25 protein-coding genes are annotated in these 25,951 nt (G+C 41.4%); 12 read left to right on the forward strand and 13 right to left on the reverse strand.

What is annotated here, in order from left to right; translation table 11 throughout:
• Positions 1 to 126 precede the first annotated feature (126 nt).
• From ACFQ1M_RS08990 to ACFQ1M_RS09005, 4 genes are all read left to right on the forward strand, one after another.
• Positions 127 to 2,409, forward strand: a complete 2,283-nt coding sequence (locus tag ACFQ1M_RS08990; protein WP_386407153.1) for a hemagluttinin family protein — start codon at positions 127 to 129, stop codon at positions 2,407 to 2,409.
• A gap of 232 nt (positions 2,410 to 2,641) precedes the next feature.
• On the forward strand, positions 2,642 to 5,008 hold the full coding sequence (locus tag ACFQ1M_RS08995; RefSeq protein ID WP_386407156.1) for a T9SS type A sorting domain-containing protein: 2,367 nt from the start codon (positions 2,642 to 2,644) through the stop codon (positions 5,006 to 5,008).
• A 24-nt stretch (positions 5,009 to 5,032) separates the two neighbouring features.
• Positions 5,033 to 6,091 (forward strand): hypothetical protein, encoded by a 1,059-nt coding sequence (locus ACFQ1M_RS09000; protein ID WP_386407159.1) that lies wholly within the window; start codon positions 5,033 to 5,035, stop codon positions 6,089 to 6,091.
• A gap of 30 nt (positions 6,092 to 6,121) precedes the next feature.
• Positions 6,122 to 7,159 (forward strand): WD40/YVTN/BNR-like repeat-containing protein, encoded by a 1,038-nt coding sequence (locus ACFQ1M_RS09005; protein WP_386407162.1) that lies wholly within the window; start codon positions 6,122 to 6,124, stop codon positions 7,157 to 7,159.
• 94 nt (positions 7,160 to 7,253) lie between these two features.
• Here the strand turns inward: ACFQ1M_RS09005 and ACFQ1M_RS09010 are convergent, their stop codons facing one another.
• From ACFQ1M_RS09010 to ACFQ1M_RS09025, 4 genes are all read right to left on the reverse strand, one after another.
• Complete coding sequence (locus tag ACFQ1M_RS09010) at positions 7,254 to 7,601, reverse strand: DUF6515 family protein (protein WP_386407165.1); 348 nt, start codon at positions 7,599 to 7,601, stop codon at positions 7,254 to 7,256.
• Between the two features lie 131 nt (positions 7,602 to 7,732).
• Positions 7,733 to 8,191 (reverse strand): Spy/CpxP family protein refolding chaperone, encoded by a 459-nt coding sequence (locus ACFQ1M_RS09015; protein ID WP_386407168.1) that lies wholly within the window; start codon positions 8,189 to 8,191, stop codon positions 7,733 to 7,735.
• A gap of 88 nt (positions 8,192 to 8,279) precedes the next feature.
• Positions 8,280 to 8,918 (reverse strand): hypothetical protein, encoded by a 639-nt coding sequence (locus ACFQ1M_RS09020; RefSeq protein WP_386407171.1) that lies wholly within the window; start codon positions 8,916 to 8,918, stop codon positions 8,280 to 8,282.
• A 32-nt stretch (positions 8,919 to 8,950) separates the two neighbouring features.
• Positions 8,951 to 9,496: an RNA polymerase sigma factor gene (locus ACFQ1M_RS09025; RefSeq protein ID WP_386407173.1), complete on the reverse strand. Its 546-nt coding sequence runs from the start codon at positions 9,494 to 9,496 to the stop codon at positions 8,951 to 8,953.
• Positions 9,497 to 10,016: 520 nt separating this feature from the next.
• Here ACFQ1M_RS09025 and ACFQ1M_RS09030 point away from each other — a divergent pair.
• Entirely contained in the window at positions 10,017 to 10,184 is a 168-nt protein-coding gene (locus tag ACFQ1M_RS09030; RefSeq protein WP_386407176.1) for a DUF6747 family protein, read from the forward strand.
• A gap of 102 nt (positions 10,185 to 10,286) precedes the next feature.
• Here ACFQ1M_RS09030 and ACFQ1M_RS09035 read toward each other — a convergent pair whose 3' ends face one another.
• The 4 genes from ACFQ1M_RS09035 to ACFQ1M_RS09050 all read right to left on the reverse strand — a co-directional run bounded on the left by ACFQ1M_RS09035 (position 10,287) and on the right by ACFQ1M_RS09050 (position 15,414).
• Positions 10,287 to 12,113 carry an ABC transporter ATP-binding protein gene (locus ACFQ1M_RS09035; protein WP_386407179.1) on the reverse strand — a complete coding sequence of 609 codons (1,827 nt, stop codon included), beginning with the start codon at positions 12,111 to 12,113 and terminating at the stop codon, positions 10,287 to 10,289.
• Positions 12,113 to 13,828, reverse strand: a complete 1,716-nt coding sequence (locus ACFQ1M_RS09040) for a phospho-sugar mutase (protein WP_386407183.1) — start codon at positions 13,826 to 13,828, stop codon at positions 12,113 to 12,115. Before ACFQ1M_RS09040 ends, ACFQ1M_RS09035 begins: the two co-directional genes overlap by 1 nt.
• Positions 13,829 to 13,908: 80 nt before the next feature.
• Complete coding sequence (locus ACFQ1M_RS09045; RefSeq protein ID WP_386407186.1) at positions 13,909 to 14,856, reverse strand: glycosyltransferase family 2 protein; 948 nt, start codon at positions 14,854 to 14,856, stop codon at positions 13,909 to 13,911.
• A 39-nt stretch (positions 14,857 to 14,895) separates the two neighbouring features.
• The gene (locus ACFQ1M_RS09050) at positions 14,896 to 15,414 is read right to left on the reverse strand and encodes a DUF4199 domain-containing protein (protein ID WP_386407189.1); all 519 of its coding nucleotides are present in this window, start codon (positions 15,412 to 15,414) and stop codon (positions 14,896 to 14,898) included.
• 183 nt (positions 15,415 to 15,597) lie between these two features.
• Here ACFQ1M_RS09050 and ACFQ1M_RS09055 point away from each other — a divergent pair, with 183 nt between their 5' ends.
• Positions 15,598 to 15,849, forward strand: a complete 252-nt coding sequence (locus ACFQ1M_RS09055) for a type B 50S ribosomal protein L31 (RefSeq protein WP_386407192.1) — start codon at positions 15,598 to 15,600, stop codon at positions 15,847 to 15,849.
• Between the two features lie 118 nt (positions 15,850 to 15,967).
• Positions 15,968 to 17,143, forward strand: a complete 1,176-nt coding sequence (locus ACFQ1M_RS09060) for a GlmU family protein (RefSeq protein ID WP_386407195.1) — start codon at positions 15,968 to 15,970, stop codon at positions 17,141 to 17,143.
• Here ACFQ1M_RS09060 and ACFQ1M_RS09065 read toward each other — a convergent pair.
• The gene (locus tag ACFQ1M_RS09065; RefSeq protein WP_386407198.1) at positions 17,140 to 18,594 is read right to left on the reverse strand and encodes an ABC transporter substrate-binding protein; all 1,455 of its coding nucleotides are present in this window, start codon (positions 18,592 to 18,594) and stop codon (positions 17,140 to 17,142) included. The genes ACFQ1M_RS09060 and ACFQ1M_RS09065 overlap by 4 nt on opposite strands.
• Positions 18,595 to 18,925: 331 nt before the next feature.
• On the opposite strand from ACFQ1M_RS09065, the gene mtaB reads away from it, so the two are divergent.
• Positions 18,926 to 20,260, forward strand: coding sequence for a tRNA (N(6)-L-threonylcarbamoyladenosine(37)-C(2))-methylthiotransferase MtaB (gene mtaB / locus ACFQ1M_RS09070; RefSeq protein WP_386407201.1), 1,335 nt, complete (start codon positions 18,926 to 18,928; stop codon positions 20,258 to 20,260).
• Between the two features lie 64 nt (positions 20,261 to 20,324).
• Here the strand turns inward: mtaB and ACFQ1M_RS09075 are convergent, their stop codons facing one another.
• Positions 20,325 to 20,618, reverse strand: coding sequence for a GNAT family N-acetyltransferase (locus ACFQ1M_RS09075; RefSeq protein ID WP_386407204.1), 294 nt, complete (start codon positions 20,616 to 20,618; stop codon positions 20,325 to 20,327).
• 527 nt (positions 20,619 to 21,145) lie between these two features.
• On the opposite strand from ACFQ1M_RS09075, the gene ACFQ1M_RS09080 reads away from it, so the two are divergent.
• From ACFQ1M_RS09080 to ACFQ1M_RS09090, 3 genes are read left to right on the forward strand one after another with little or no spacing between them, the layout of a single operon-like run.
• On the forward strand, positions 21,146 to 21,808 hold the full coding sequence (locus tag ACFQ1M_RS09080) for an alpha/beta hydrolase (protein WP_386407207.1): 663 nt from the start codon (positions 21,146 to 21,148) through the stop codon (positions 21,806 to 21,808).
• 36 nt (positions 21,809 to 21,844) lie between these two features.
• Entirely contained in the window at positions 21,845 to 22,792 is a 948-nt protein-coding gene (locus ACFQ1M_RS09085) for a lytic transglycosylase domain-containing protein (RefSeq protein WP_386407210.1), read from the forward strand.
• Between the two features lie 18 nt (positions 22,793 to 22,810).
• Positions 22,811 to 23,179: a sulfite exporter TauE/SafE family protein gene (locus tag ACFQ1M_RS09090; RefSeq protein ID WP_386407213.1), complete on the forward strand. Its 369-nt coding sequence runs from the start codon at positions 22,811 to 22,813 to the stop codon at positions 23,177 to 23,179.
• A gap of 13 nt (positions 23,180 to 23,192) precedes the next feature.
• Here the strand turns inward: ACFQ1M_RS09090 and ACFQ1M_RS09095 are convergent, their stop codons facing one another.
• The 3 genes from ACFQ1M_RS09095 to ACFQ1M_RS09105 form a co-directional block, all read right to left on the reverse strand.
• The gene (locus tag ACFQ1M_RS09095; protein ID WP_386407216.1) at positions 23,193 to 23,942 is read right to left on the reverse strand and encodes a hypothetical protein; all 750 of its coding nucleotides are present in this window, start codon (positions 23,940 to 23,942) and stop codon (positions 23,193 to 23,195) included.
• A 167-nt stretch (positions 23,943 to 24,109) separates the two neighbouring features.
• Positions 24,110 to 24,649 (reverse strand): DUF2892 domain-containing protein, encoded by a 540-nt coding sequence (locus ACFQ1M_RS09100; protein ID WP_386407219.1) that lies wholly within the window; start codon positions 24,647 to 24,649, stop codon positions 24,110 to 24,112.
• A 1-nt stretch (position 24,650) separates the two neighbouring features.
• Positions 24,651 to 25,538, reverse strand: coding sequence for a DUF6263 family protein (locus ACFQ1M_RS09105; RefSeq protein WP_386407222.1), 888 nt, complete (start codon positions 25,536 to 25,538; stop codon positions 24,651 to 24,653).
• 168 nt (positions 25,539 to 25,706) lie between these two features.
• Here ACFQ1M_RS09105 and rpmH point away from each other — a divergent pair, with 168 nt between their 5' ends.
• Entirely contained in the window at positions 25,707 to 25,865 is a 159-nt protein-coding gene (gene rpmH / locus ACFQ1M_RS09110) for a 50S ribosomal protein L34 (RefSeq protein WP_386407225.1), read from the forward strand.
• Positions 25,866 to 25,951 lie beyond the last annotated feature (86 nt).

Consider the following 25,951-nt stretch of genomic DNA (forward strand, 5'->3'; position numbering starts at 1 on the left):
ATTGTAAGAAAATACGTTAATTGTTTAGGGGTAATTAAACCCATTTTTTGACTTTTCGGCGGTAAAATTTCAGTTAATCAGGTAGTTGAGTATATATTTACCAAAGTAAATAAATTCCCTTCCAAAATGAAACCAACACCAAACCAACTCGTTTTAACAATTTGCCTAATTCTATTTACCCTTCCTTTTTATGCACAGACCAACAACCAGGCGCTAGGTACGGCAGCCGGAGCTTCCATCACATCGGGAGATAACAATGTGATGATCGGTGATTCTGCCGCTACGAGCTTAAGCTCGGGTTTAAATAATACCATGGTAGGCTACAGGGCTGGCCGAAGACAGACCAGTGCCAGTGACAATATCTTTATAGGTAAAGATGCTGGATTTTCGAATACCACCGGTACAGATAATGTGTACATTGGGGTAGAGGCTGGCTTTAATAGTACAGCAACCGACAACGTATTCATTGGTACGGAAGCTGGAGAATTTAACACTACCGGATCAGATAACGTCTTTATTGGAGAAGAGGCTGGACAAGCCAATATAGCAGGTAGAGACAATGTCTTTATCGGGGAAGATGCTGGTTATAATAATGACAGCTCTGGTCTTGGGCTTGCAGACGAAAATACCTTCGTCGGTAATACCGCAGGACGACAGAATACCGATGGTTATAAGAACGCCTTCTTTGGAAATGAAGCGGGTTACGACAATACCACAGGATTTCATAATACCGCAATAGGAGATTCTGCCGGAATCGACGCTAGTGATGGTCACAACAATACCTATGTCGGACATGCCTCAGGTGCTGCCAATGAGCATGGCGATTATAACACCTTTATAGGTTCGTATGCTGGATACGACAACAACCGTCTCAATTCTACCACAAATGCTAATCGAAATACCTACGTTGGGTTTCAAGCGGGCTATACGAATAGAGATGGAGAGGATAACGTTGGTATGGGATATGATGCCGATTTCACGGTCACTGTCAACCAAAGGGCCACCTTTATAGGTTCTACGATCGACCTAGATGCAGATGATGCAGTACTGATGGGCTACGGTATCGATGTTGCCAATGCCAACAGAATGGTGGTGCTAGGTGCCAATTCACAGTCGTATGGAGATGGGGATGTTATCATTGGTTATAATGTGAATAACGATTTTACAGATGCCATCGACTTTAAGACTGCTATTGGATATCAGGCCAATGTTAGAGGAAATTTTGGCATTGGAATCGGATATCAAGTAAATATTGATAATCTTCAATCGATTGCGATCGGAGGAAATTCAACCGTTCAAGCAGATGGGAGTATCGCCATCGGTCAAAATGCTAGAGCCGATGGGACCAACGCAGGTGGAACATCGAATATTTTAAGTGTCGCCTTGGGCCACTCGGCCAGAGTTACCGATTCGTTGGGTATTGCCATAGGGTTCAATGCGAGAAGTAACGCAGCCAATTCTATAGCAATAGGTGCCAATGCTCAAGCAAATACTGAGAATGTCTTATTGCTTGGTGGTGCCACGCTTCCGTTAAGTGTGGGTGTAGGAACCAACAATCCAAGCGCCAATGCCTCTATGCACCTGGCAGATACCAATAAAGGTTTCTTGGTCAATAGAATGACGACCGCTTTGCGTACAACACTTGGGAGTGGATTAGGTGTTGCCGATGACGGATTGATGGTATATGATACCGAAGACAAAGGACTTTATACCTGGGACGGCTCTGCCTGGCAAAGTGCCGGAGGAGGCGCTGATATGGACAATCAAGAATTATCATTTGATGGAAGCATCTTAAGTATTTCTGGCGGTGTCAACACCGTCGACCTTACAACACTTACCACCGATCTAGAAGCAAGGGTCACGGCTTTAGAAAGTGCAGCCTCGACCACCACCGGAAATACACCAGAACAGTTCAACTTCCAATCGGTGATCAGGGATGGTGCAGGAGATGCCATAACCAATCAGTTGGTCGGCATGCGTATCAGTATATTGCGAGGTGGACCTACAGGCGCCGCCGATTATATAGAAGAACATTCCTTGACGACCAGTGATAAAGGACTCATCAACCTCGTTGTTGGCGGCGGAAGCGTTACCAGTGGTACTTTCGATGCTATCGATTGGTCTTCCAATACCTTTTATCTTCGTGTGGAAGTCGACACTTCGGGAGGTACGTCGTATGTGAATATTGGCACCTCACAATTGATCAGTGTGCCTTATGCCTTGCATGCCAAGACAGCAGAATCTATTACGGGTGTGAGTGCGGCTCGTATCAATGAGCAAATGGATATCAAGCAACAAGAGGTAGATGCGAAGATCAAAGAGATCAACGAGCTTCGTGAAGAGCTGAATAGCTTGAAACAACAGATGCAAGAGGTGCTGTCTTCCTTAGGAAAGCAAGAAAAAGAATAGTCAAAGTATTTCGAAAAAATAACAAGATCAGGAATTTGGCGTCCGTTTAAGATGATTTAATTTTCATCTTAAACGGGCGCTTCTTTATAGGAAATTTATCATGATTCCCATAAAATATTGAAAATGATTCATGTGTAGGTTTTTAAGCACGTATTCCTACCTGTTTGTCTAATTTAATTTGAAGAGATAATCAAATTAAGGTACATTTGCCCAAACTTTCACACCTTTCACAATGAAAAAACAACTACGCCTTTTGGTGGTCGCCCTCCTTTCGCTATGCGGCACCACCTCCATCAACGCACAAACCTTGAACGAATCTTTGGGTACGGGAGCGGGAGCTTCCATCACCACTGGAGATTATAACACCATGATCGGGGATTCTGCGGCAACTACATTGTCTTCTGGATCACAGAATGTGATGGTGGGTACACGAGCGGGTTTTAGTCAGACTTCTGCTCAAGATAATGTGTTCATCGGACGTGACGCAGGTTATTCAAATACCACGGGCACGGACAACGTCTATATCGGACGATCTGCTGGTTTCTTAAGTACTTCCACGGACAATGTTTTTGTGGGTACTGAGGCTGGTCTTAGCAATGTTGCTGGCTTTGATAATGTCTTTGTCGGAGAACAGGCAGGTTTTCGAAATGCTGGTGGCGACAGAAATACGTTTATCGGTGAAGATGCTGGATATAGCAATACCGAAGGAAATGAGAACACTTTCGTGGGACGTACAGCAGGTAGGAACAATACCGATGGTTATAAGAATGCCTTCTTCGGAAACGATGCAGGCTATGATAATACGACAGGGTTTCACAATACGGCTATCGGAGATTCTGCGGGTACTGATATGGGCGGAGCGCATAACAACACCATGATTGGTCATGCAGCGGGTGCGGCCACTGAACATGCCGATTACAACACTTTTGTAGGATCTTATGCTGGTTGGGATAATAATAGAACTAATGCTACCAACAATGCTAATCGAAATACCTATGTCGGTTTCTATGCCGGGTATTCCAATAGAATTGGAGAGGACAATGTTGGGATGGGGTACGATGCCAACTTTACTGTAACCTCTAATAGTAGAGCGACCTTTATGGGTGCTAGTATCAACTTGGATGCCGATGATGCGGTATTGATGGGATATGGTATCAATGCAGATGGTGGTAATAAGATGATCGTTCTTGGTGCTTTTGCGCAGGCCTATGGCGAAGGAGATATCGTTGTAGGATATAATGCTTATAACGACTTTACTGGGAGCTTTGAGAATTACAAAACAGCCATCGGATATGAGGCCAATGTACGACAAAACTATTCCATAGGGATAGGTTATCAGGTAGATGTGGACAATACACAAGGGATTGCTATAGGTGGGTCTTCTGTGGCTCAAGGTGATGGTGCCATCGCTATTGGATATAACGCCAAGGCAGATACGATCACTAATGCTAGTGCGTATAGCGTTGCCATAGGACATTCCTCGCGTGCAGTAGATACCCTATCCATTGGTTTAGGATATAAAGCGTATGCCAGTGGAAAATATAGCGTAGCCATTGGTCCAGAGGCTAGGGCAGAGCAAGATAATACCATGGTACTTGGAGGTGCTACCTATCCTTTAAGTGTAGGTATCGGTACCGACACTCCAAACGCCAACGCTTCCTTAGAGTTGGCAGATACCAACAAAGGATTCTTGGTCAACAGAATGACCGGCGCCTTACGAACTACTTTAGAAGGCAGCTTGGCAGCCGCAGATGAAGGGTTGATGGTCTATGACACGGATGACAAAGCGTTATACGTTTGGGACGGCGCTGCTTGGATCGGGGCCACCACAGATACTGATACCGATGATCAAACATTGAGTATCGTCAATGACAGTCTTTATATACAAGACGGCAATTTCGTTCTTCTAAATCCTTACCTAGATAATACCGACAATCAAACACTGGCTTTGACGGTCAATGACCTTACGTTGACCAGCGACGACGGTACGGATACCGTAGACCTTTCTGGCTATTTGGATAATACCGATGCACAGGATCTAAGTCTTACAGGCAACACCTTGAGTTTGACCAATGATGGTACAACAGTAGATCTTTCGGCCTACGTAAATACCGATAGTCAGAATTTAACTTCGGCAAGCCTTAGTGGTAATACACTTACAGTTGCCATTGAAAACGGAACTTCTGTAGATGTAGACCTGTCACCGATATTATCAACCTTGGAAGCCGAAAATACAGCACAGCAAGCGCAGATCGATGATCTTCTGGCAAGAGTTACGACCATTGAGGCCTGTGCCTGTGGAGGAACGCTCAGAACTGATGAATTTGGAGCCAGAGCAAATAAACCAGTGCTTTATCAGAACATTCCAAATCCATTTAAGAATACTTCGAGCATTGCCTATTACTTACCACAGAATGTCTCTAATGCCAAGATGGTATTCAGTGATGGTAACGGGAAGATCGTTGCGCAGATGGATATCGCCGAAAGAGCTGAAGGCGAAGTAAATATCAATAGTCAAGGTCTAGCGGCCGGAGTTTACTTCTACACCCTTTGGGTAGATGGGAAAAAGGTCGATACTAAAAAGATGGTAGTAGAGTAAAACTACACATCCAAAATATTATAAGTGAACCGTTCTCTTTATGAGAGCGGTTTTTTTATTTTTACACATATGAGAGCGATGCACGTCGATACTTTAAACACCTTTCTTATTCTGCTGTCGTTGATATTGGCCTATATGTTACCCTTCGAGTTGTTTCTATTGGCCTATGCCATTCTAGGGCCCTTGCATTACCTCACCGAAATACAATGGATACAAGGCAAGAAATACTTTGTGAAGAGCAAGAGCTGGAAATACTTGATCATCGTTTTTGCTTTTACTTTTTCTATACCTATAGTCTTGTCACTTTCATATTTTGATGGGATTGAAAACGAATGGTTTCAATTCCTAAAATACGATGCAAGGACCTATCTCAACGGACTCTTATTTTTAGCCTTGGTGACAGCCTTGTCATTGGTTGTTTTTAAGAAGGAGAAAGTACAATTGATAGCCATAGCTGTTGGAATTGTCATCGCCATACTCTTGAATCAGTTCATGGAATACCACGTTGTCGTAGGTATCTTTTTACCGACCATCATCCATGTCTTTCTCTTTACGCTGCTCTTTATGTTATATGGCAACCTAAAGACGCATAGCAAGACGGGGTATCTCAATGTCGTTTTGATGCTATTGATACCTTTCTTTATTTTAAATCTAAGCTTGCCCGACGCCTTTTATGAGTTTTCTAACGAAACGAAGGAGATCTTTACCGAGAACAGTTTTTTTGTACTCCCAACACAACTGTCGAGAATGTTGGGCTTTAGTGACGGCTCTCAATTCTTCTTTTATGATCAGTTGATGATCAAGATCCAAATATTTGTATCCTTTGCCTATACCTATCACTATCTCAACTGGTTCTCTAAGACGACCGTTATCGGATGGCATAAGCAGCTAACTACCAAACGATCTTTAATTATCCTTGCGGTTTGGATCGCATCGATGCTGTTATACGCATATGATTATAAATTGGGTTTAGCTTTATTGCTATTTTTGAGTGTGCTTCACGTTTTTATGGAATTTCCTTTGAACGTTATTTCGATAAAAGGTATTGGGCAGTTCGTTTACAGTAAATTCAGAAGTGGATAGATCAACTATAATATTTATATCATTCAATTGATGAAGAACATCATATTTTTCTTTTTGATACTATTTCTTTCCTGTGGAAAAGAGCATCGCGCTCCTCGTGATTTCAGTCACGTTGAGGTGGAAGTGATCTACAAGAACGAATCTGCCAGTTTTAGGGCTATCGAGATCGATAAGCAGGAAAATTTGGTCTTTGCTGACAACAATGGCATCGTCGGTATCATCGATGTAAAGAACGATCGTTCTAAATTCATTCAAACAAAACGCGACACCTTGGTACCCCATTACCGATCGCTGGCCATAGCTAATGGTCATCAACTTGCGTTGAGCATCGCCAATCCCGCTTTGCTCTATCATAGTGAGCAAAAAGATTTCGTCTACACTGAGGAAAACGAGAAGGTATTCTACGATGCCATGCACTTCTGGAATGATGAAGAGGGGATTGCGATGGGAGATCCAATAGAAGATTGTCTTTCGGTGATCATCACCAGAAATGGTGGTCACTCTTGGCGGAAGGTCTCTTGTGAAGTCCTTCCTAAAACTGAAGAAGGAGAAGCGGCATTTGCAGCCAGCGATACCAATATTGCCATTGTTGGAAATGATACGTGGTTGTTTTCAGGTGGAAAGAAAAGTCGGGTATTTTATTCATCAGATAAAGGAATAACTTGGACAGTGTTCGACACACCTATCATTCAAGGAGAGCCTGCACAAGGAATTTATTCAGGGGATTTTTATGATGAGAATCATGGGATCGTGATAGGAGGGGATTATACAAAGCCCGAGGAAAATACTGCTAATAAAGCGATCACAAAAGATGGAGGCAAGACCTGGCAATTGGTGAGCAGCGGGAAAGAACCTGGTTATAAGAGTTGTGTCCAATATGTGCCTTGGGGAGATGCAAAGGAAATAATGGCAGTAGGTTTTACCGGGATTTCATATAGCAATGATGGAGGAGAGGAATGGACGGCGCTTTCAGATGAAAGCTTTTACACGCTTCGATTCCTAAATGATACAGTGGCCTATGCCGCCGGAAAAGGCAGAATAGCCAAGTTGACATTTAAGCAGATCTAAAGGTGTTTGCTCTCAAAAACGAATAAGAAAAGGAGAGCTTTTCTGCTCTCCTTTCTAACTAACCAACTAACTCAAAATCAAAGTCAACCTTCAATTAAACATTGACCACTATATATCTTTTTCCGGATCTTTTATAGTAGACGCCACCACTTTTGTAGTACCTTACACCTCTTACTTTTACGACCTTGTAACCTCTAGGCAATTTGGTTACCGCTGCGCCGACCGGAGCCTTTATTGTAATGTATCTTCCGTTGCTCTTTTTGTACCATACACCTTTGGAGATATAGTACCTGCTGTTGTTATGTACTACAACTCTGGGGTTATGTACTTTGGTGACGACCACGGTTTTTGCAGGTCGTACCGCTACTGCGGTGCGAGTGGCGCAGGAGGTAAACGCTATTGCTAAAACAAGGGTGGTAATAATGGATCTTAGGGCTTTCATAATATTTTTGTTTTTATTGTTGATATAAGTAAGACCTGCTCAACAAGGAAAGGTTTAACCAAGAGGCAAAAAAAAGAACAGGCATATGACCCGTTCTTTATGAATAATAGTGAACAATCTTTTATGGCTAATCAATTATTACCGAAACGTCTTTTGCGTTGTTCTCTGAACTTTTTAATGATCTCTCTGTTGAAGTCATCCTCAGCTTTTCTGAGCAGAATAATTTTCCTTGCAGAAATCACTTTTCGAAGATCAGTAACGAGCTTTATGCGTTCGGCATGTAAGTTCTTTTCAATGTCCAACATCTCCTGAAGAAGTTGTTCGGCTTCGTTGTCGGAGATATCTCCACCGCTGGCTCTCAGTTGCCGTTTGATCTTTCCAAGATCTTCGTTTTTCAACTTATAGCTGGCCTCATCAAAGGCATTGTAGATCGGCCAAAATTGTTGCGCTTCCTTGCTAGAAAGGTCAAGCCTTTCTGTAATGAAGGCAACTTTCAGGGCTTTTATCTTTTCTTTTGCTGGGCGCTGGGCAAACAACGACGTTGATGCGAGCAATAACATCACAGCGAGTATAGTAAATCTAGGTTTCATTCGTTAGGCTTTTTTTCTCTGTAATAATCTTATTTTTAATTAACTGACCAATAGTAATCATCGGTTCTATGGCCGTTTTATGTACAAATCAATTTGTTTGGCTCGTTTCATATAGATAATCGTCTACACTTTCTATATTGTTATTTATGAACTCGATCACCTCTTCATCGGAATATTCCTCTTCAATGATCTCGGCATAATCTAATGTCTCCGTGCCAAATACCTCTGCAATCTCATAGCTATTTAAAGTGGTGCCTGTTGCGATGTACTTCTCGATGTCTTCATTTTCGATCTGCGCCCATTGCTTCTCTAGGTCTGATGCTCCCGGAAATGCAAATTTGATGGCGACGAAGAGCAAAATGGCGGCAGCTACGCCAGATATCGCATAATAATATTTTTTGTACGAGTGAAGCTTCACAACTTTGGTGGACGATGCCTTATCTTGGTTCAATTTATCGAACAGCCGTTCTTCAAAGCTTGAAAAATAACCGTCGGGAACGCGCATCCCTTCCTTTGCTGGAAGCTTTTCTGTAAGCATCTTTTCATCCAACTGTTCATTCATATTTTCAAAATAACCGCTTGGGACGGACATGCCATCATCCTTTGGTAGACTGATTTCTGAACTATTCAATTTATCAAAAAGAGCATCTCCAAAAGTTTCAAAGTATCCTTGGGGTACCTTAAAACCGTCTTTTTTATCGGCGTTATGTGATTTTTCTTTACTCATTTACAGGTTTGACATTAAAATCGCTTTAAGGTTTAATGCTCATTTGTTAAATAAAACTCAATTTTTTTTACAGCATGATGGTAGGAGGCCTTTAAGGCTCCTACTGAAGTGTCCAATACATCCGACATATCCTGGTACTTCATATCTTCGAAATACTTCATATTAAAGACCATGCGCTGTTTTTCGGGTAAAGTGGCTAAGGCTTTTTGCAGTTTTAGCTGTATCTCATCCCCTTCAAAATATACATCGGATTGGAGGTTGTTCACTAATTGTTGATATACCTCTTCACTAGAGATACCTTGCTTTTTGGACCTATTATTGATAAATGTGATGGCCTCATTGGTCGCTATGCGGTACATCCAAGAGTATAGTTTACTTTCTCCTTTAAACTTGTCAATACTCCTATATACTTTTATAAATGTATTTTGCAGAACGTCATCAGTGTCATCATGATTCATTACCATGCGTCTAATATGCCAATACAGACGCTCTTGGTACAAGGCCACCAACTTGCGAAACGCAACCTCTTGGGTTTGCCGGTCCTTGAGTTCTTCGATAAGGGTAAATTCTGTTGTCAATGCGTACGATTTGGTTCTTTGACTAAAGATATTGAAAAAGGTTTAAAACTAATTTTTGTAGGATTTATGGGGCAGGAAACTACCTGTTAATAAAAATATGATGTCATTAATCGATTTTTTTTAACTTTTTATCGATAGTTTCAGATAAAATTATATCTTAGCAAAGCAATTCACATTTTATATTACAGTGTATTAGTTAGGTTTTCCAAGTAACCAAAATTGCGTCCCTACAATTTTAAAGGATGAGGAAGTAAGACACCCTCATCCTTTTTTTGTGCCCCATCCTTATAGTCTTCTGTCTTTGTTCGGAGCTCGAGATAATTTAGAGGTAGATGTTGTGAAAAGGTCATATTTTGTTGTGAACTGTCAGAAAAGTGTTGTTAACCGAAAAAAACGTGCATTTCGCCTTTTAATCTATTTTATAGGTTTATTCGTCCAAAATAATCGAGATGTATGATTCTTCTGTTGCATATTTGAAGTGTTGAATGATTATTTGCCTTAACCATTAAAACATACGGATATGACAACATTACTACTCATCAAGAATATTTTTTCTAGTGCTTTTAACCAGATCGAGAATGCTTTTTTAGCGTTTCTATTTAAACTGGCAACATTGTTTTGCGTGGTACTCATCGGAACAATTATCTATGCGTTTGTGTATAGACTTGCCACAGGATTCGCATTCTAAGCTGTCGATAAAACCAAATACGCACACGAAAAATAAAATCTTGAGTTGGCCAAGCTCAAGGTTTTTTCCTGTTTTACAACTTCCCTAAATGGTCACATATAGTCATTCAAAAGATTGCATCTCTACCAGCTTGCTATAAGTTCCTTTGTTCGCCATCAATTGGTCGTGCGAGCCTTGTTCTACGATCTTGCCTTTCTGCATCACTACGATAGTGTCTGCATTCTGTATGGTGGACAGTCGGTGGGCGATGACGATAGAAGTTCTATTCTTCATCATATTCTCTAGTGCGATCTGCACCAACCGTTCGGATTCGGTATCAAGGGCCGAAGTCGCCTCATCCAGTACCATGATCGGTGGGTTCTTGAGTACGGCTCTCGCTATGGAAAGGCGTTGTTTCTGCCCTCCACTAAGTTTGTTGCCACTATCGCCTATATTGGTATCTAAACCTTGGGGGAGCTCCATGACAAATTCGTAAGCATTGGCAATTTGTAAAGCTTCGATGATCTCTTCTTCCGCAGCGTTCTCCTTTCCCAATAGAATATTGTTGCGCACGCTGTCATTGAATAAGATAGAATCCTGGGTGACCATACCCATAAGACCACGAAGCGAGGCTTTTTTAAGATCTCTGATGTCAATACCATCAATATTGATACTTCCTTCGTTAACATCATAGAACCTCGTGACCAGATTGGCGATGGTGCTCTTTCCACTTCCAGATTGTCCTACCAACGCGATCGTCTTTCCTTTTGGGACGACTATTGAGAAATTTTTTAGCACATAATCATTCTCATACTTGAAGGAAACATTCTCTATCGTGATTCGTTCATCGAAGGTATTTTTAGCTATAGCATCAACTTTGTCTTCGATCGGATTTTCGGTCTCTAGCACTTCGAGTACTCTGGTCGCTGCGGCATCACCACGTTTTACGCTATAACTCGCCTTTGAAATGGCCTTTGCAGGTGTCAAAATATTGTAGGCAAGCATAATATAGCCCAGGAAAAAACTGGGCTCCATGGTTTTTTCGACAAATACCAAATAACCGCCATAGACCAAAAGAACGCCTATCACTATAATGCCTAAAAACTCACTGACCGGCGAAGCAAGATTCTGGCGATTCATCACCGCGTTGGAATATTGATAAAAGCGATCTTTAGATTCGGCAAATTTCTTTTCGAAGATGCCTTCGGCGGTGAACGCTTTGATCACCTTGAGCCCCCCCAAAGCTTCTTCTACGATAGACAAAAAGGTGCCCTGTTCTTTCTGAAGTTTGGTCGAGGAGCGTTTTAATGACTTTCCTATCCTAGAGATGATAATTCCTGTTACTGGAATAAAAACGAAAACGAACAAGGTTAATTTTACACTGAAGATGATCATGGTGATCAACGAAAACAGGATGGTCAGAGGTTCCCTAAATATCATTTCCAATACCGAGAGAAAAGAATTACGGATTTCATCTACATCGCTCGAGAGCCTAGCTATGGTATCTCCCTTGGTCTTATCGGAATATTGTCCAATAGGAAGGGAAATGACTTTTTTGAAAAGACGATTACGAAGATCTCTCACCACGCCATTTCGTAAGAACGTAATAAAGAACATCGCGGCATAATTGAAGAGATTCTTTAGCATGAAGATCGTGATGATCATCCCTATCATGTACAACAACACCTTGAATTCACCATGTTCTTCTACTTTAGTTGAAATAAAATAATTGAGATAGCTCTGCAAATAGTCTTTCAATTCATAAAATCCTTTATAGACAGGCGCTGCATATTTTACTCTTTCTTTAGAGAAGATGACCTGTAAGACCGGTATCAAGGCCACAAACGATAGGGTGCTGAAGAGCGCGTACAGAATATTGAAAAAGATGTTAAGGTAGGCGTACTTTTTATAGGGCCCTGCAAAGCGCAGTATTTTTCTGAAATAATTCATTAAACTAAATTAAGTTCCTTGACTATTCGATCGATCTTAGCCTCTAATACTGATTCAACTTCTGAAAACTTTGTAGTGGATGCCAACTTTTGGTGTACGCTAAAGTAAAACTTGATCTTAGGTTCTGTGCCACTGGGACGTGCAGCAATTTTGGTCCCGTCTTCGGTATAATAGATAAGGACATTGGATTTTGGTACTGTAAGCGCTTCTTCTATTCCGGTGATCATATTTTTTGACACCGAACTTTGATAATCCTCTATCTTCACCACTTTAGCACCATCTATAGTTTCAAGTGGCCGCTGGCGCAGGTCGATCATTGTCTGTTTTATCTCTTCAGCTCCGCTGATGCCCTTACGCACCAAAGAGATCAACCTTTCTTTGTACAGGCCATGCTTCACATACAATTCGATCAGCTGCTTGTATAATGAGCTTCCGCTAGCTTTTGCCTGAGTGGCGATCTCGCATGCCAGTAAGGATGCGGTCACCGCATCTTTATCTCTTACAAAATCACCTGTCATAAATCCAAAACTCTCTTCCCCGCCACCGATAAAATCTTGTTCTGGATGGTCCTTGATCATCTTTGCGATCCATTTAAAGCCTGTGAGTCCAATTTTGCATTCCACATTGTAGGCTTCCGCCAGGCGCTCCATCATCGGTGTAGAAACAATGGTAGAGCCTATGAATTCGTTCCCATCGATCTTCCCTTCTTTTTTCCACTGTTCCAGCAAAAAGTGGGTCATCACGACCATGGTCTGATTTCCATTGAGCAAGATCATCTTGTTGTCTAGGTCCCTAACGGCAATTCCCAAGCGATCACTATCTGGATCGGTACCGATCACCATATCGGCATTGGTCTCTTCGGCTATTTTCAACGCCATTTCCAAGGCTTCAGGCTCCTCGGGATTTGGTGATTTCACGGTAGGAAAGTTGCCATCGGGTTTGGCCTGTGCTTCAACGATGTGTACGTTTCCATAACCGGCACGTTTCAATACTTCGGGCAAAATGGTGATCGACGTACCATGCAATGAGGTAAAAACGATCTTGAACTGATCCTTTCCTTTTACGTTAAAACTAGCATTCGCTATAGATGCTTCAATGAAAGCTTCGTCGAACTCCTCGCCGATCGTCTGAATCAAAGAAGCGTCAGATTCAAATCTTATATCCGAGAACTTCAATGAATTGATCTCATTGATGATCTCGGCATCTTGTGGAGGAACGATCTGTCCGCCATCGGTCCAATACACCTTATAGCCATTATATTCTGGTGGATTGTGAGAAGCTGTAAGTACGATTCCACAATGGCAATCGAGATATTTTACCGCAAAGGACAGCTCTGGTGTTGGCCGCAATTCTGAAAACAAGAACACTTGGACCCCGTTTGCAGAGAAAACATCCGCGACCACTCGGGCTAGCGTATCACTATTATGACGACAATCATAGGCGATAGCTACTTTTAGGGCTTCGTCTGGATATACGTTCTTAAGATAATTGCTAAGTCCTTGGGTATTCTTGCCTAATGTATATTTGTTAATGCGATTGGTGCCTACGCCCATTACGCCTCTCATCCCTCCGGTACCAAATTCAAGATCCTTGTAGAAACTTTCCACAGCCTCTTCGGGTTTCTGGTCTAGGAGTTCTTTTACTGCTATTTGCGTTTCGTGATCAAAAGTTGGAGAAAGCCACTCGTTGGCTCTTGTGAGTATTTCCTTGTCCATAGGATTTTACAGCAGAATTTGTACCTGCAAAAATAGGCTTTTACGCGGAACTGGAATTTTAAAGCACATGATAATTTACTCTATATATTCGTTTGTTGGGAAATTTTATAGCGTTCGCCACTTCTTTTTGTTCGCAAAATGATTTCGCCCAGAAAGCCTGCGAGAAAAAATTGTGTCCCTAGGATCATCGTTGTCAAAGCGATATAAAATTCGGGACGTTGCGTAATAAGGCGCCCTAACTTTTCTATAAAAAGTTTATCGATTCCCAGATAGACGGCAAACAAGAGTCCCACAGCGAACATGATAGAACCGATGAGTCCAAAAAAGTGCATGGGACGCTTTCCGAAGCGAGACATGAACCAAATGGTGATCAGGTCGAGAAAGCCGTTGATAAATCGGTCCATCCCAAATTTAGTATGTCCATATTTACGCGCTTGATGTTGAACCACTTTCTCTCCGATCTTTGAAAACCCAACATTCTTGGCCAGCACAGGAATATAGCGATGCATTTCTCCATGAACATCGATGCTCTTTATCACAGTGTTTCGATATGCTTTTAGCCCACAATTAAAGTCATGCAGTTTTAGGCCAGAGGTTCTCCTCGCAGCCCAATTGAAGAGTTTGGAAGGTAGATTTTTGGAGATTACAGAATCATAGCGTTTTTTCTTCCAGCCAGATACAAGATCGTATTGATCCTCGACGACCATCTTGTAAAGCTCTGGAATTTCTTCCGGATTATCTTGTAGGTCTGCATCCATGGTAATCACCACGTCTCCTTTGGCAGCGGCAAAACCGGCATGTAAAGCCTGTGATTTGCCAAAATTCTTTAAAAACCGAATTCCTTTTACCTCCTTCTGTTCTTTAGAAAGTCGGTCGATGATACTCCAGGACGCGTCGGTGCTGCCATCGTCGATAAAAAGAATCTCGTATGTAAAGCGATTGGATCGCATTACTCTTGCGATCCAATCGTATAGTTCTTGTAGCGATTCTGCTTCGTTAAGTAGTGGTATTACTACTGAAATGTTCATTTACTATACATTAGTATGAACGGTAAAAATAGTGATTTGTTAGTAATCTGGCTGCGCTTTTTTAAGGATTAGACCTCCAACCAGGCCAACAACTAATCCGAAGAGAACATACATGATCAAAATTACTGGATATCCTATCCAAAAGTACTTGATTCCCATTTCCTTTTGCTGTTGCATTTGTTCTGGAGTAATATTCGATTCTTGAGCAGCTTCGGCCAGTTTAAAGTCCATGACCTTTGCGGCAAACTCTGGATCAAGTACATTCGATAGCAAAATGGTGTATAAGATCATCAGTATGCCGGTAATAACCATTATTCCTGTGCCCATCTTCAATCCTTGAGAGAGCTTCAAGAATCCATCGTTCGCTTTTCTAAAGCTATAAATAGCCCAGATAATAAGGCCAGCCGCGATGATCATTTGCGCTATTCCAGCTGCAGAATTTTCTCGATAAATCTTTTCAGGGAAATAGAACATTGCACTAAAAGCAACTCCTAGAGATCCTAAAATAAGACCATAGGTCCATGCAAATTTACCTGTTTTTGGTGGTTGTTTTTCCATAATTTAGTTTGTTTACAGTTATCAAGTTAGTAAACATTCTTAAGGTTTTGTTACAGTCTTTAAATTTTTCATGTAATTTTACTTTTAGCGTCTTGGAATTTTATAAAAAAACAGTACATTTGCACCCGCCTAAACATAGTTGACAGGCCTAAATAGAAAAACGATATTTAAAGATATACTAAGATGAAAAAGGGAATCCATCCAGAGAACTATAGAATGGTAGCGTTTAAAGATATGTCCAATGATGATGTGTTCTTAACGAAGTCTACTGCTGATACCAAAGAGACCATCGAGATCGACGGTGCAGAGTATCCATTGATAAAGTTGGAAATTTCTAGAACATCACATCCATATTATACTGGTAAATCCAAGTTGGTCGATACCGCTGGACGTATCGATAAGTTCAAGAACAAATATGCAAAATTCAAAAAGTAAATTCTCTTACTTTTACAATATATGAAACCTCCGAATTTTCGGAGGTTTTTTATTTTACAAGAATCATCGTTGATCGCAGCTCCGTTAAATCAGCTATATTTACTAAAAAATTTGAAAGATGAATTATATTCTCTTTGATGGGCCTTCCCGCAATGCATTGCTGCCATTTACTTTTACCCGACCCGTTGCCGATATCCGCATTGGAATACTCTCCATTAGAGAAAAATGGGAGAAATATTTGGGTTACACGACAACGACCGTCACTGAGGAATATTTGTCCGAAAAATGGCCTATGGTCGAGTTAGAAGAGAATGTGATGCTCAATGCCTCCTTTTTGCCCAATGAAGAGATCGTGGCCTTGGTGAAATCCTTAGAAGAAAATCAGGCAGTGTTCTGTGGGGAGGAGGTCATCGCGTTTTTCACTACCTCGGCTCAAGAAGAGGTAGATTTAGAAAAATATGAGGCCATAGAATATGATGGCGATGTTTTACGCGTAGAAAATACATGGGATATCTTCTCTAAGAATGCTATGGCTTTAGAGGCAGATTTCGAGTTGCTGACCAAAGGAAGAAAATCGCAACCGATTCCGACAAGCAACAATGTGATCGCTGCCGAAAATATTTTCTTAGAGGAAGGGGCGAAGGTAGAATTCTGTACGTTAAATGCATCCACCGGGCCGATATACATAGGGAAAGGGGCAGAGATCATGGAAGGCAGCATCATCAGAGGTGGCTTGGCCATGTGCGAGCATTCGGTTCTAAAACTAGGTTCCAAGATCTATGGTGCCACGACCGTAGGTCCGTATTGTAAGGTTGGAGGAGAGGTAAACAATTCGGTTTTGTTTGCTTATTCCAATAAGGGGCACGAAGGCTTTTTGGGAAATTCGGTATTAGGCGAATGGTGCAACCTTGGTGCAGACACCAACAATTCTAATTTGAAGAACAACTACGCACCGGTACGATTATGGAGCTACGAAACAGAGAACTTCGCTAAAACTGGTTTGCAGTTTTGCGGGCTAATGATGGGAGATCATAGTAAGTGTGGTATCAACACCATGTTCAATACAGGAACAGTGGTAGGGGTAAGTGCCAATATCTTTGGGAGTGGCTTTCCTAGAAATTTCATCCCGAGCTTTGTCTGGGGAGGCGCCTCAGGATTTACCACCTATCTACCAAAAAAAGCCTATGAAACCGCTAGAGCAATGATGGCAAGGCGGGATATTGCGTTCGATGCCAAGGAGCAGGCCATCTTAGACCATATATTCGAGGAAACCAAGAAGTGGCGAAAGGATTAATCCTTTGCAATAAGAACATCTGATCTAGGGGTCTTCCTTACTTTTTTCAATGTCAATAGGTTAATTGGATTGATTCCCAGCCCATGAACATTCTTTCGTGTAAATCGAACCACCTCGTCATAGTATAGCGGTACCACAGGAGCCTTGGACATCACCAGCGAGTCCATCTTGGTATATAGCGCCTCTCGCTTTTTTTTGTCCGTGATCGTAAAAGATCTTTCGAAAAGTGGATCAAAGGCCGGGTCTGAAAAGTGGGTATAGTTTGGCCCGTTGGGTGTGAAGTTCGGGGTGTAAAATACCGAAAGGTAATTCTCAGGGTCAGGATAATCTGCGATCCAACTACCTCTAAAAACATCCAATTGACCAGACGATTTTTTTTGTCTCAGCGTTGGTGCAGGCATTACCTCGACAGCGATTTCCAACCCCAGTTTTCCCAATTCGCGTTGAATGTATTCACAAAAATCTTGATATTGACTGTTTGTGCCGATAGCGATGCTCGGATTTTGGTCGCCTGTCAGTGCCTTGTATTCCTCGATGAGCGCCTTGGCCTTCTTTGGTTGATAGTCATAATAGACAATGTCCTTATAACCAGGCATTCCCTTTGGAATAAACCCGGCGTAGGCAGGGTAACCAACACTATTGCGCAAATACTTCATCATCTTATCCCTGTCGAAACCGTAGTTTACGGCCTTTCTTATAAGCTCTGAGTTTACTGCAGGCGTCTTACTGTCTAAATAGAACCCTAAGAATTCTGTATTTAGAAAAGGACCTTTTTGCATGTTCACTTCCTCTTGGTACTTTTCTCGAAGTTTTCCATCTGCGGTGAGGATCTCGTCGATATAGGAGTTGTCCAAACTATTCAAAAAATCGATATTTCCCTGGGCGAATTGTAAGAACTCACTCTGCTTATCTGGAAGGAAGGTCACTGCGATGGCTTCGAGATAGGGGAGTTGTTGCCCCTTATCATCCTTTTCGTAGTACAACTCATTACGGCGCATCACCAATTTCACATTCTCTTCCCATAGTTTGAATTTAAAAGGACCTGTGCCTATTGGATGAGAACGAAAATCATTTCCAAAATGTTCCGCTACTTCATGGGGTACCACAGCTACATATTGCATGGTCATCAATCCCAAGAAAGCGGGGAAAGGATTTTTTAATCGAATGCGAAAAATTGAATCATTGATAGCGCTGTATTGCGCGACATTATTTAGTACCCAACCGCCGGGAGAAGCTACCTTCGCATCTTTCAATCGGTCAAAACTATAGACAAAATCATTGGCGACCACAGTACGGGTGCTATCTTTTCCAAAGAGAGGTGATTTATGAAAGTAAACATCGTCTCTAAGAAAAAAATCATAGGTAAGACCGTCTTCACTGATTTCCCAGCGTTTTGCCAAATCCGGGACAGGGGTGAGGTCGTCCTCGAGTTGCAGCAAACTGCTGAACATTTGGTTGATTGGCCAAATATTGGGGGGATTCCTTGCAAAAGCCGGATCTAGCGAGGTAGTGTTGGCGTGTTCGTTGTACCTAAAGACCAGATGGTCACGACTGGATGTTGATTCACTTTGACAGGAAATACATAATACAAATAGACAACCTATTGAAAAATAAGTGATTATTTGAGATTGGAAGCTAATGTTCGATTTTAACAAGACGATAATTGTTGGTATCTTTGCACGCTTATTTTAGTGAAGCTGTGGCCCTTTTCATTTCAGGGTGTTAAGTTAATATATTTGTAAATGATTTTTAATAGAACTTTTACAAGTTCATTCGAATGATATGAGCACCAATAAGAAAGTTGCATTCTATACCTTGGGTTGTAAGCTGAATTTTTCGGAGACCTCTACCATTGCGCGAACCTTTAGAGAGGAAGGTTTTGACAGGGTTGATTTTTCTGAGAAGGCAGATATTTATGTGGTGAATACCTGCTCGGTCACTGAGAATGCTGATAAGCGATTCAAGACGATAGTAAGACAAGCGCAAAAGGTAAATCCTCAGGCTTTTGTCGCTGCTGTTGGTTGCTATGCTCAGTTGAAACCAGAAGAATTGGCCGCCGTAGATGGTGTGGATCTAGTATTGGGTGCTACCGAAAAATTTAAGATCACCGATTATTTGAATGACCTTTCTAAAAACGATATGGGAGAGGTGCATTCTTGTGAGATCGAAGAAGCGGATTTTTATGTTGGAAGCTATTCGATCGGAGACCGCACTAGGGCCTTTCTAAAGGTTCAGGACGGCTGTGATTATAAATGTACCTATTGTACGATACCGTTGGCAAGGGGTATCTCTAGAAGTGATACGTTGCATAATGTATTGAAGAATGCCGCAGAGATCTCGGCTCAGAATATCAAGGAGATCGTGTTGACAGGGGTCAACATTGGAGATTATGGTAAAGGAGAATTTGGCAATAAAAAGCACGAACATACCTTCTTTGAGTTGGTTCAAGCCTTGGATGAGATAGAAGGCATAGAGCGTTTGCGCATTTCTTCTATCGAACCTAATTTATTAAAGAACGAGACGATCGATTTTGTGTCTCAAAGCAGGACCTTTGTACCTCATTTTCATATTCCATTGCAGAGCGGTAGTAACGAGATCTTAAAGTTGATGCGTCGCCGTTACTTGCGAGAGTTGTATCTGGATAGGGTTTCCCGAATTAAAACGGTGATGCCACATGCTTGTATTGGGGTGGACGTCATTGTTGGCTTCCCTGGGGAAACCGACGAACATTTTTTGGAAACCTATAATTTTCTTGCTGAGTTGGACATTTCATATCTTCATGTATTCACCTATTCCGAGCGGGACAATACCTTGGCGGCAGAAATGGAAGGTGTGGTGCCCAAGAATGTGCGTCATAAAAGGAGTAAAATGCTTCGAGGGCTGTCTGCCAAAAAACGCAGAGCCTTCTACGAAAGTCAGCTTGATAGTGAAAGAATAGTGCTTTTTGAAGGGGAGAACAAGGAGGGTTATATTCACGGTTTTACCGAGAATTATGTAAAGGTAAAAGCTCCTTGGAATCCTGAATTGGTGAACACGCTACATACGGTAAAGCTAACAAAGATAGATGAGGATGGTCTTGTGCGGTTCGAGTTTTTGAATGTCAAAGAGACTGTTTAGAATACGAAAGAAGACCTTGTGTTCTTACAAGGTCTTCTTTTTTTAAATATGGTCTGCTGCACTTCTAGATACGCACTCCAACGGGCAACAGATCTTTAAATTCTTTATGTTTTCTGAGAAAGCTGGCTACCTTTGGGCTGGTAGGCACCACGCGAAGGTTGGTCGTTTCGATATGCCTTAGCACGGCAGTGATCAATTCTTCTTGAAACTCTGGGGTTTCAATGCTTTCTGGAATTACCACCTTGGTGAGAAATACTTTTCGCTCTTGCGTAGAGTATTCGATTTTAGCCAGCTCGCCATTCACTTTTGCTTCATACTGGCGCAGGAATTCATTGTCAAGAATCTCAACTTCACTCATTTTCCTAAAATTTTAATTCATTGGTACTTTTATCAATAGATAATCGGGTATTCACATAAGCTTTCAATGCGAAAGCTTTTATCCCACACTTTCAAGATCAGCTCTTGTAAAGTTATTTATCACTCACCGGAACTATATCGTTGATCTATAGATTCGATCATTTCCTGTAAGTACTGTCGTTAAATTGTTAATCAATTTCCTTGCCAGTATTCAAATTACCAATATTAAAGTAGGCTGGTCGATATATTTAGGTGTCTTGCCGAGACCATAATATGCTTTAAACGTTGGCGTTTCGTAGACATAAGATATCAGCAAGTATGTAAGGCACTGCATTTGGTACATTGGGGATTAAAAAAACGTGCAAGACTAGGCGCATCTTCAATATAAATTATCTCGTAGTCTGCGAGCCATCATGTCTATGCTTACCTCAAGATTTTTCATTTAGTTGTTTCCTTGTTTTGCAGAACTAATGGTTATTTTTACTCTATAAATTTACGAAAAATATCGCGATAATAGTTTCACTATTAATGAAAGAATCCAAGCTTCACGTATATCTAATGCCAGGAATGGCGGCAAATCCTTCAATCTTTGAACGCATTTCGTTGCCAAAGGACCGCTATGAGTTGCATTTGCTTTCGTGGATTTTGCCATTAAAGAATGAGTCGCTACGTGATTATGCTTTGCGAATGTGCGAAAAAATAGTGCATCCTAACGCGGTGCTGGTCGGGGTTTCCTTTGGAGGTGTTCTGGTACAGGAAATGAGCAAACATTTAGATTTGAAAAAATTGATCATCATCTCTTCTGTAAAGAGCAAGCATGAACTTCCCAAAAGAATGAAGATCGCAAAAAGAACAAAGGCCTACAAAATATTACCGACAAGTTTGATCAAGAATTTTGACGCATTGGCCAAGTATGCTTTTGGAGAAACCGTTGTAAAACGCGTAGAACTGTATAAAAAATACCTATCCGTTCGCGATAAGGCCTATTTGGATTGGGCCATTCACAACATGGTAAATTGGGATCAAGATGCACCCATCGAAGGGATAGTACATATCCATGGAGAGAAAGATGCGGTATTTCCCGCGGGACATCTAGATGGCTATATCGAGGTCAAGGGTGGTACACATGTAATGGTCATCAATAAATTTAAATGGTTCAATGAAAATCTGCCCAAGATAATTGAAGCGTAAGCCTTGTTTTGTTATATTTATCAAAAATAGCGAGTTATGATAGGATTTTTGAAGAAAGGATTGTTGTTTTTGGGAGCATTTTTCGTCGTCGGAATATTGATCAACGCGTTTCAAACCTCTGACGAAAAGCAACCTGTTCTGAAGGCCGTCGACGCCAAATTGATCGAGGAGGAGATGGGTGACGATTATAATGTATATGCCCTGGAAGTGCCAGAAGGATTGAATTTTGCCGGAGAGTTGGTGCCACTGAACATTCCAGATGTTCGCGAACGGATGGACCGAGAGCTCTTGGTAAACACCTATTGGCAGTCTAACGGCTTGCTGCTTATAAAGCGCGCCAATAAATATTTCCCTATCATAGAACCGATCTTAAAGAAAAATGGCGTTCCTGAGGACCTTAAATATTTGGCGGTGATCGAAAGTGGGCTCATGCAAGCTAGGTCGCCAGCAGGCGCGAGTGGTTTTTGGCAAATAATGAAGGCCACGGGAAGAGAAAATGGACTGGAGGTGAATGATAATGTGGACGAACGTTATCATATAGAGAAAGCGACAGAAGTCGCCTGTAAATTTCTAAAGTCGGCCAAAGAAAAATTTGGAAGTTGGACGTTGGCCGCCGCTGCCTATAATGCGGGTAGAACCGGTATCAATCGCCGTTTGGATGAGCAACAGGTCGATTCGTATTATGACCTGCTATTGGGCGAAGAGACAGGCCGCTATGTCTTTAGGATCATCGCGCTGAAGGAGATCATGACCAACCCGGATACGTACGGTTTCAACTATAAGGAGGAGGATCTATACAAGCCCATCCCAACACGTAAAATTGCCGTGGATACGGCTATCGAAAGTATGGCGGATTTTGCAAAGCAACATGGCATTAACTACAAAATATTAAAGTTGCACAATCCTTGGCTTCGCGAAAAGAACTTAAACAATAGTTCTGGAAAAACATATTATATAGAAATTCCAGAGAAAGGATATTACTAATCGCCCTTTCTTCCGTTTATGAATATCTATATCGTCGTTTCGCTCATTGTAATTGGGATTCTAGCAGGAGTACTCAGCGGAGCTATAGGTGTCGGCGGAGGTATTGTTATGGTCCCTCTATTGCTTTTGTTCTTAGGGTTCAGTCAACATGAAGCACAAGGCACGAGTTTGGCCGCAATGCTTCCGCCAGTGACGTTGCTGGCAGTATTGAACTATTATAAGGCAGGACATATCAATTGGAAATATGCGCTTATCATCTCCGCGACCTTTATCATTGGAGGTTATTTTGGATCGAAGCTGGCGATCGCTATCGATCAGAAATTATTGAAGAAAATTTTTGGAGGAGTGATGCTGGTGGTTTCTTTGAAAATGATCTTTGGTAGATAAAAAAAGAGCAATGTTATTTCTTTTCTTCATTGACCTCTACCACGGCGTCACTTTTTACTGTACTCTTTCCTTCTGCTGAAAACAATGCGCCGACGTTGTCGGTATACCACTGATGATATTTCATATAGGCCTTTTCGTCATCATCTGAAAAGCTGGTCTTTACTTCCTCACTATTTCTCTTAATGGAAACAACTTTCTTGTCTTTGTCGATAAACAAGGTCACAGGATTTCCCAGGGTATGCTTTATCGCCTCTACCAGACTTGCATTTCTATTGTCGCGCTCGTCCACATAGACAACAATAATATTTTCATCATAATGCTCCGCGATTTCCTCCACCTTCTCTTTTCTTCCCCAATATAGAGCGATCACCTTTAGTTTCTTCTTATTCGTGTGCGCCACATCATTCAATGCTGGAATCTCTCCTTTTGTGGGGTCTAGCACACACCATGTGGTGTTGGTGGTGAGAATCATAGGGATGTCGATGTCTTCTGTGAAGAGTTTTCCCTTACCTATGGTATTAAGCTTGAAATTTTCTAGATAGGTACCCGTAAGACAGTGTTGGACGAGTGAGTCGTATAAGAACTTCGCCTGCTCATAGTCCTCGTCCATGTAAGCAACATTGGAACGAATAGCGTATTTTTTGAGATGTTTGATAGCAGTCTTCGTAAAGGACTTCTTATCGGCATAAGAAGTGCCAATTACAGATTGTCCGTACGAAAGAAACATGCTCGTAAGTAAAATAACCGTAGTTATTGATCTCATAGTTCAAAATTTGGGCACCAAAATATGTTATAAATATCCAATGTACTGAAAATCAAGGAAATAATAATCGATGAAATACAGTTTTCTAGGTCAAGATACATATTTATCGCAATAAATGTACTGTAAAACCCTCGTTTTACCAAATAAATAGCCTCATCGACGGGTATTTAGCGGTATCTTATTTGTTGCCTTGGACCTTTTTTGATCTGCTGTTGCATCATCTTTATCTGCTCGGTAAGCATGCCTCGCTTATCGAGCTTTTTAGCTTCCTTTAGCAGCATGTTGGCTTCGTTCTTTCTATTTTTCTGTGCAGAGATTCCCGCTAGGCTCAATTTGGCCATCGCGACATCATGGTCCATATTCAGACCCAATTTCAATGCTTTTCTGAAATACTTTTCCGCTTGCGTTAGATTGGTTTGAGAAGCCATGATACCATGCAGATAATTGAAATATCCTTGTTGTTTTGTGACCAAGGCTGCTTCGGGATTTTTGATACGGTCCAACCATTTCTTGGTGCCTGCAAAGTCCTGTTTTCTGAGTCGTAGAAAAGCCAAGAGGATCATTTCATTCTTAAAATAGAGAAAGACGAACATTCCTGCGAGCAACACAAGCATAACACCATTGCCTATATAACCTTCAATAAATTGATATACGGCATATGCGATAATGAGAACGGCAATGACCAGTTTTATATTTTTATTGAACATGTTATAGTTTTTTATAAGTTACTGTTTGCTTCAACGTCGTGGGAACTTCAACGCCTCCCATATTTTTTAAAACTGAAACTCCTGTTGTATCTGTATTTATAGTGATCTCTATCGGCAACCCGGTCTTCGCATCTGCCGTTATTTTGGAATTCTGTTCGCCAGAAAGCTTCATCCTCAACGCCTCTTCATCGGTATCCATCAATACGGACGAGGTGCCGTTTATATGAATCAGATCATTGTCAGCGCTCTCTAGGCTCCAAGTGTTTTTTGCTGAAAGACTTCCAGAGTACTCATTTTTCCAAGTATCCCCGACCGACACATCACCGTTGGGGTAAAAATGGCTCATCTGAGAGAAGCTTTCTACCAAAGTAGTGCCACCAAATTCTTTAGCCATTGCTTCTTTCATCAGGTTTTGAGTAAACTCATCCTCTATGTTGGCTTTAGATACCATGTTTTCAATAAGCTGATCAGCTCCATCGATCGAGGTTATTTCTCCATTTCTCGAAAAGACCATGGTCATCTTATAATTGGTGAGGCCAGACATCAACTGTCCCATGATATCATCGCTTGTAGCTTCCTTTTTGGTGTCTAGCTCCATGACGGTTCCTGCAAGATTGGAAACTGATTTCATATAGAACGAATCAAATTTGAAAGTCATCAGATAGTCGTCCTCTCTCACCTCTGTCACCTCAAAAGTATAGACACCGCCAAGGTCGTTCGTAATTTTGTGCGCTGCTCCATTCATATCCATCACCATGTCTTGATGGGCATCTTGGCCAATGGTGAAAGTATCGCCAATCGCCAGATTGTAGGATAATTGTTGTTGTGCTTGCAGGCCCTGCAGAGCTCCTGCCATTAGGAATAGAAGTGCTAATTTGAAATTTTTCATCTGTGTTTTTATAGTGTGCCCAAAGGTAATAAAATTGTGGTTAAATAATTTTGAAAATACGTTTGCCAAAGTGAAAACTTGTAGTATATTTGCACCGCACTTTTAGGAAGGAATCTCGCGTGCAAGCATTAATATTACTATATCACAGCGAATTAAAGATATTTTAAAATGAAAAGAACATTTCAACCATCAAAAAGAAAGAGAAGAAACAAGCACGGTTTCAGGGAGAGAATGGCGTCTGCCAATGGCAGAAAGGTGCTTGCTCGTCGTCGAGCAAAAGGAAGAAAGAAAGTTTCGGTCTCTTCTGAATTAAGACACAAAAAATAATGGCAACAAGCCCATCGAAAATATCAAAGGTGTTACTTTTTTTAAGTAACACCTTTTTTTTAGTCATCAACTAAACTATTTTTATA

The organism is Sungkyunkwania multivorans, from assembly GCF_042675645.1.
GTDB lineage: Bacteria > Bacteroidota > Bacteroidia > Flavobacteriales > Flavobacteriaceae > Sungkyunkwania > Sungkyunkwania multivorans.

Bases quoted from the DNA above. Each gene is read 5' to 3' on its own strand.
- ACFQ1M_RS08995 (WP_386407156.1), top strand. From the start codon at position 2,642: ATGAAAAAACAACTACGCCTTTTGGTGGTCGCCCTCCTTTCGCTATGC.
- ACFQ1M_RS09035 (WP_386407179.1), bottom strand. From the start codon at position 12,113: ATGAATTATTTCAGAAAAATACTGCGCTTTGCAGGGCCCTATAAAAAG.
- ACFQ1M_RS09050 (WP_386407189.1), bottom strand. From the start codon at position 15,414: ATGGAAAAACAACCACCAAAAACAGGTAAATTTGCATGGACCTATGGT.
- ACFQ1M_RS09080 (WP_386407207.1), top strand. From the start codon at position 21,146: ATGAAAGAATCCAAGCTTCACGTATATCTAATGCCAGGAATGGCGGCA.
- ACFQ1M_RS09060 (WP_386407195.1), top strand. From the start codon at position 15,968: ATGAATTATATTCTCTTTGATGGGCCTTCCCGCAATGCATTGCTGCCA.
- ACFQ1M_RS08990 (WP_386407153.1), top strand. From the start codon at position 127: ATGAAACCAACACCAAACCAACTCGTTTTAACAATTTGCCTAATTCTA.
- ACFQ1M_RS09020 (WP_386407171.1), bottom strand. From the start codon at position 8,918: ATGAGTAAAGAAAAATCACATAACGCCGATAAAAAAGACGGTTTTAAG.
- ACFQ1M_RS09040 (WP_386407183.1), bottom strand. From the start codon at position 13,828: ATGGACAAGGAAATACTCACAAGAGCCAACGAGTGGCTTTCTCCAACT.
- ACFQ1M_RS09085 (WP_386407210.1), top strand. From the start codon at position 21,845: ATGATAGGATTTTTGAAGAAAGGATTGTTGTTTTTGGGAGCATTTTTC.
- ACFQ1M_RS09090 (WP_386407213.1), top strand. From the start codon at position 22,811: ATGAATATCTATATCGTCGTTTCGCTCATTGTAATTGGGATTCTAGCA.
- ACFQ1M_RS09015 (WP_386407168.1), bottom strand. From the start codon at position 8,191: ATGAAACCTAGATTTACTATACTCGCTGTGATGTTATTGCTCGCATCA.
- ACFQ1M_RS09030 (WP_386407176.1), top strand. From the start codon at position 10,017: ATGACAACATTACTACTCATCAAGAATATTTTTTCTAGTGCTTTTAAC.
- ACFQ1M_RS09105 (WP_386407222.1), bottom strand. From the start codon at position 25,538: ATGAAAAATTTCAAATTAGCACTTCTATTCCTAATGGCAGGAGCTCTG.
- ACFQ1M_RS09005 (WP_386407162.1), top strand. From the start codon at position 6,122: ATGAAGAACATCATATTTTTCTTTTTGATACTATTTCTTTCCTGTGGA.
- ACFQ1M_RS09075 (WP_386407204.1), bottom strand. From the start codon at position 20,618: ATGAGTGAAGTTGAGATTCTTGACAATGAATTCCTGCGCCAGTATGAA.
- ACFQ1M_RS09095 (WP_386407216.1), bottom strand. From the start codon at position 23,942: ATGAGATCAATAACTACGGTTATTTTACTTACGAGCATGTTTCTTTCG.
- rpmH (WP_386407225.1), top strand. From the start codon at position 25,707: ATGAAAAGAACATTTCAACCATCAAAAAGAAAGAGAAGAAACAAGCAC.
- ACFQ1M_RS09055 (WP_386407192.1), top strand. From the start codon at position 15,598: ATGAAAAAGGGAATCCATCCAGAGAACTATAGAATGGTAGCGTTTAAA.
- ACFQ1M_RS09065 (WP_386407198.1), bottom strand. From the start codon at position 18,594: ATGTTCAGCAGTTTGCTGCAACTCGAGGACGACCTCACCCCTGTCCCG.
- ACFQ1M_RS09010 (WP_386407165.1), bottom strand. From the start codon at position 7,601: ATGAAAGCCCTAAGATCCATTATTACCACCCTTGTTTTAGCAATAGCG.
- mtaB (WP_386407201.1), top strand. From the start codon at position 18,926: ATGAGCACCAATAAGAAAGTTGCATTCTATACCTTGGGTTGTAAGCTG.
- ACFQ1M_RS09100 (WP_386407219.1), bottom strand. From the start codon at position 24,649: ATGTTCAATAAAAATATAAAACTGGTCATTGCCGTTCTCATTATCGCA.
- ACFQ1M_RS09045 (WP_386407186.1), bottom strand. From the start codon at position 14,856: ATGAACATTTCAGTAGTAATACCACTACTTAACGAAGCAGAATCGCTA.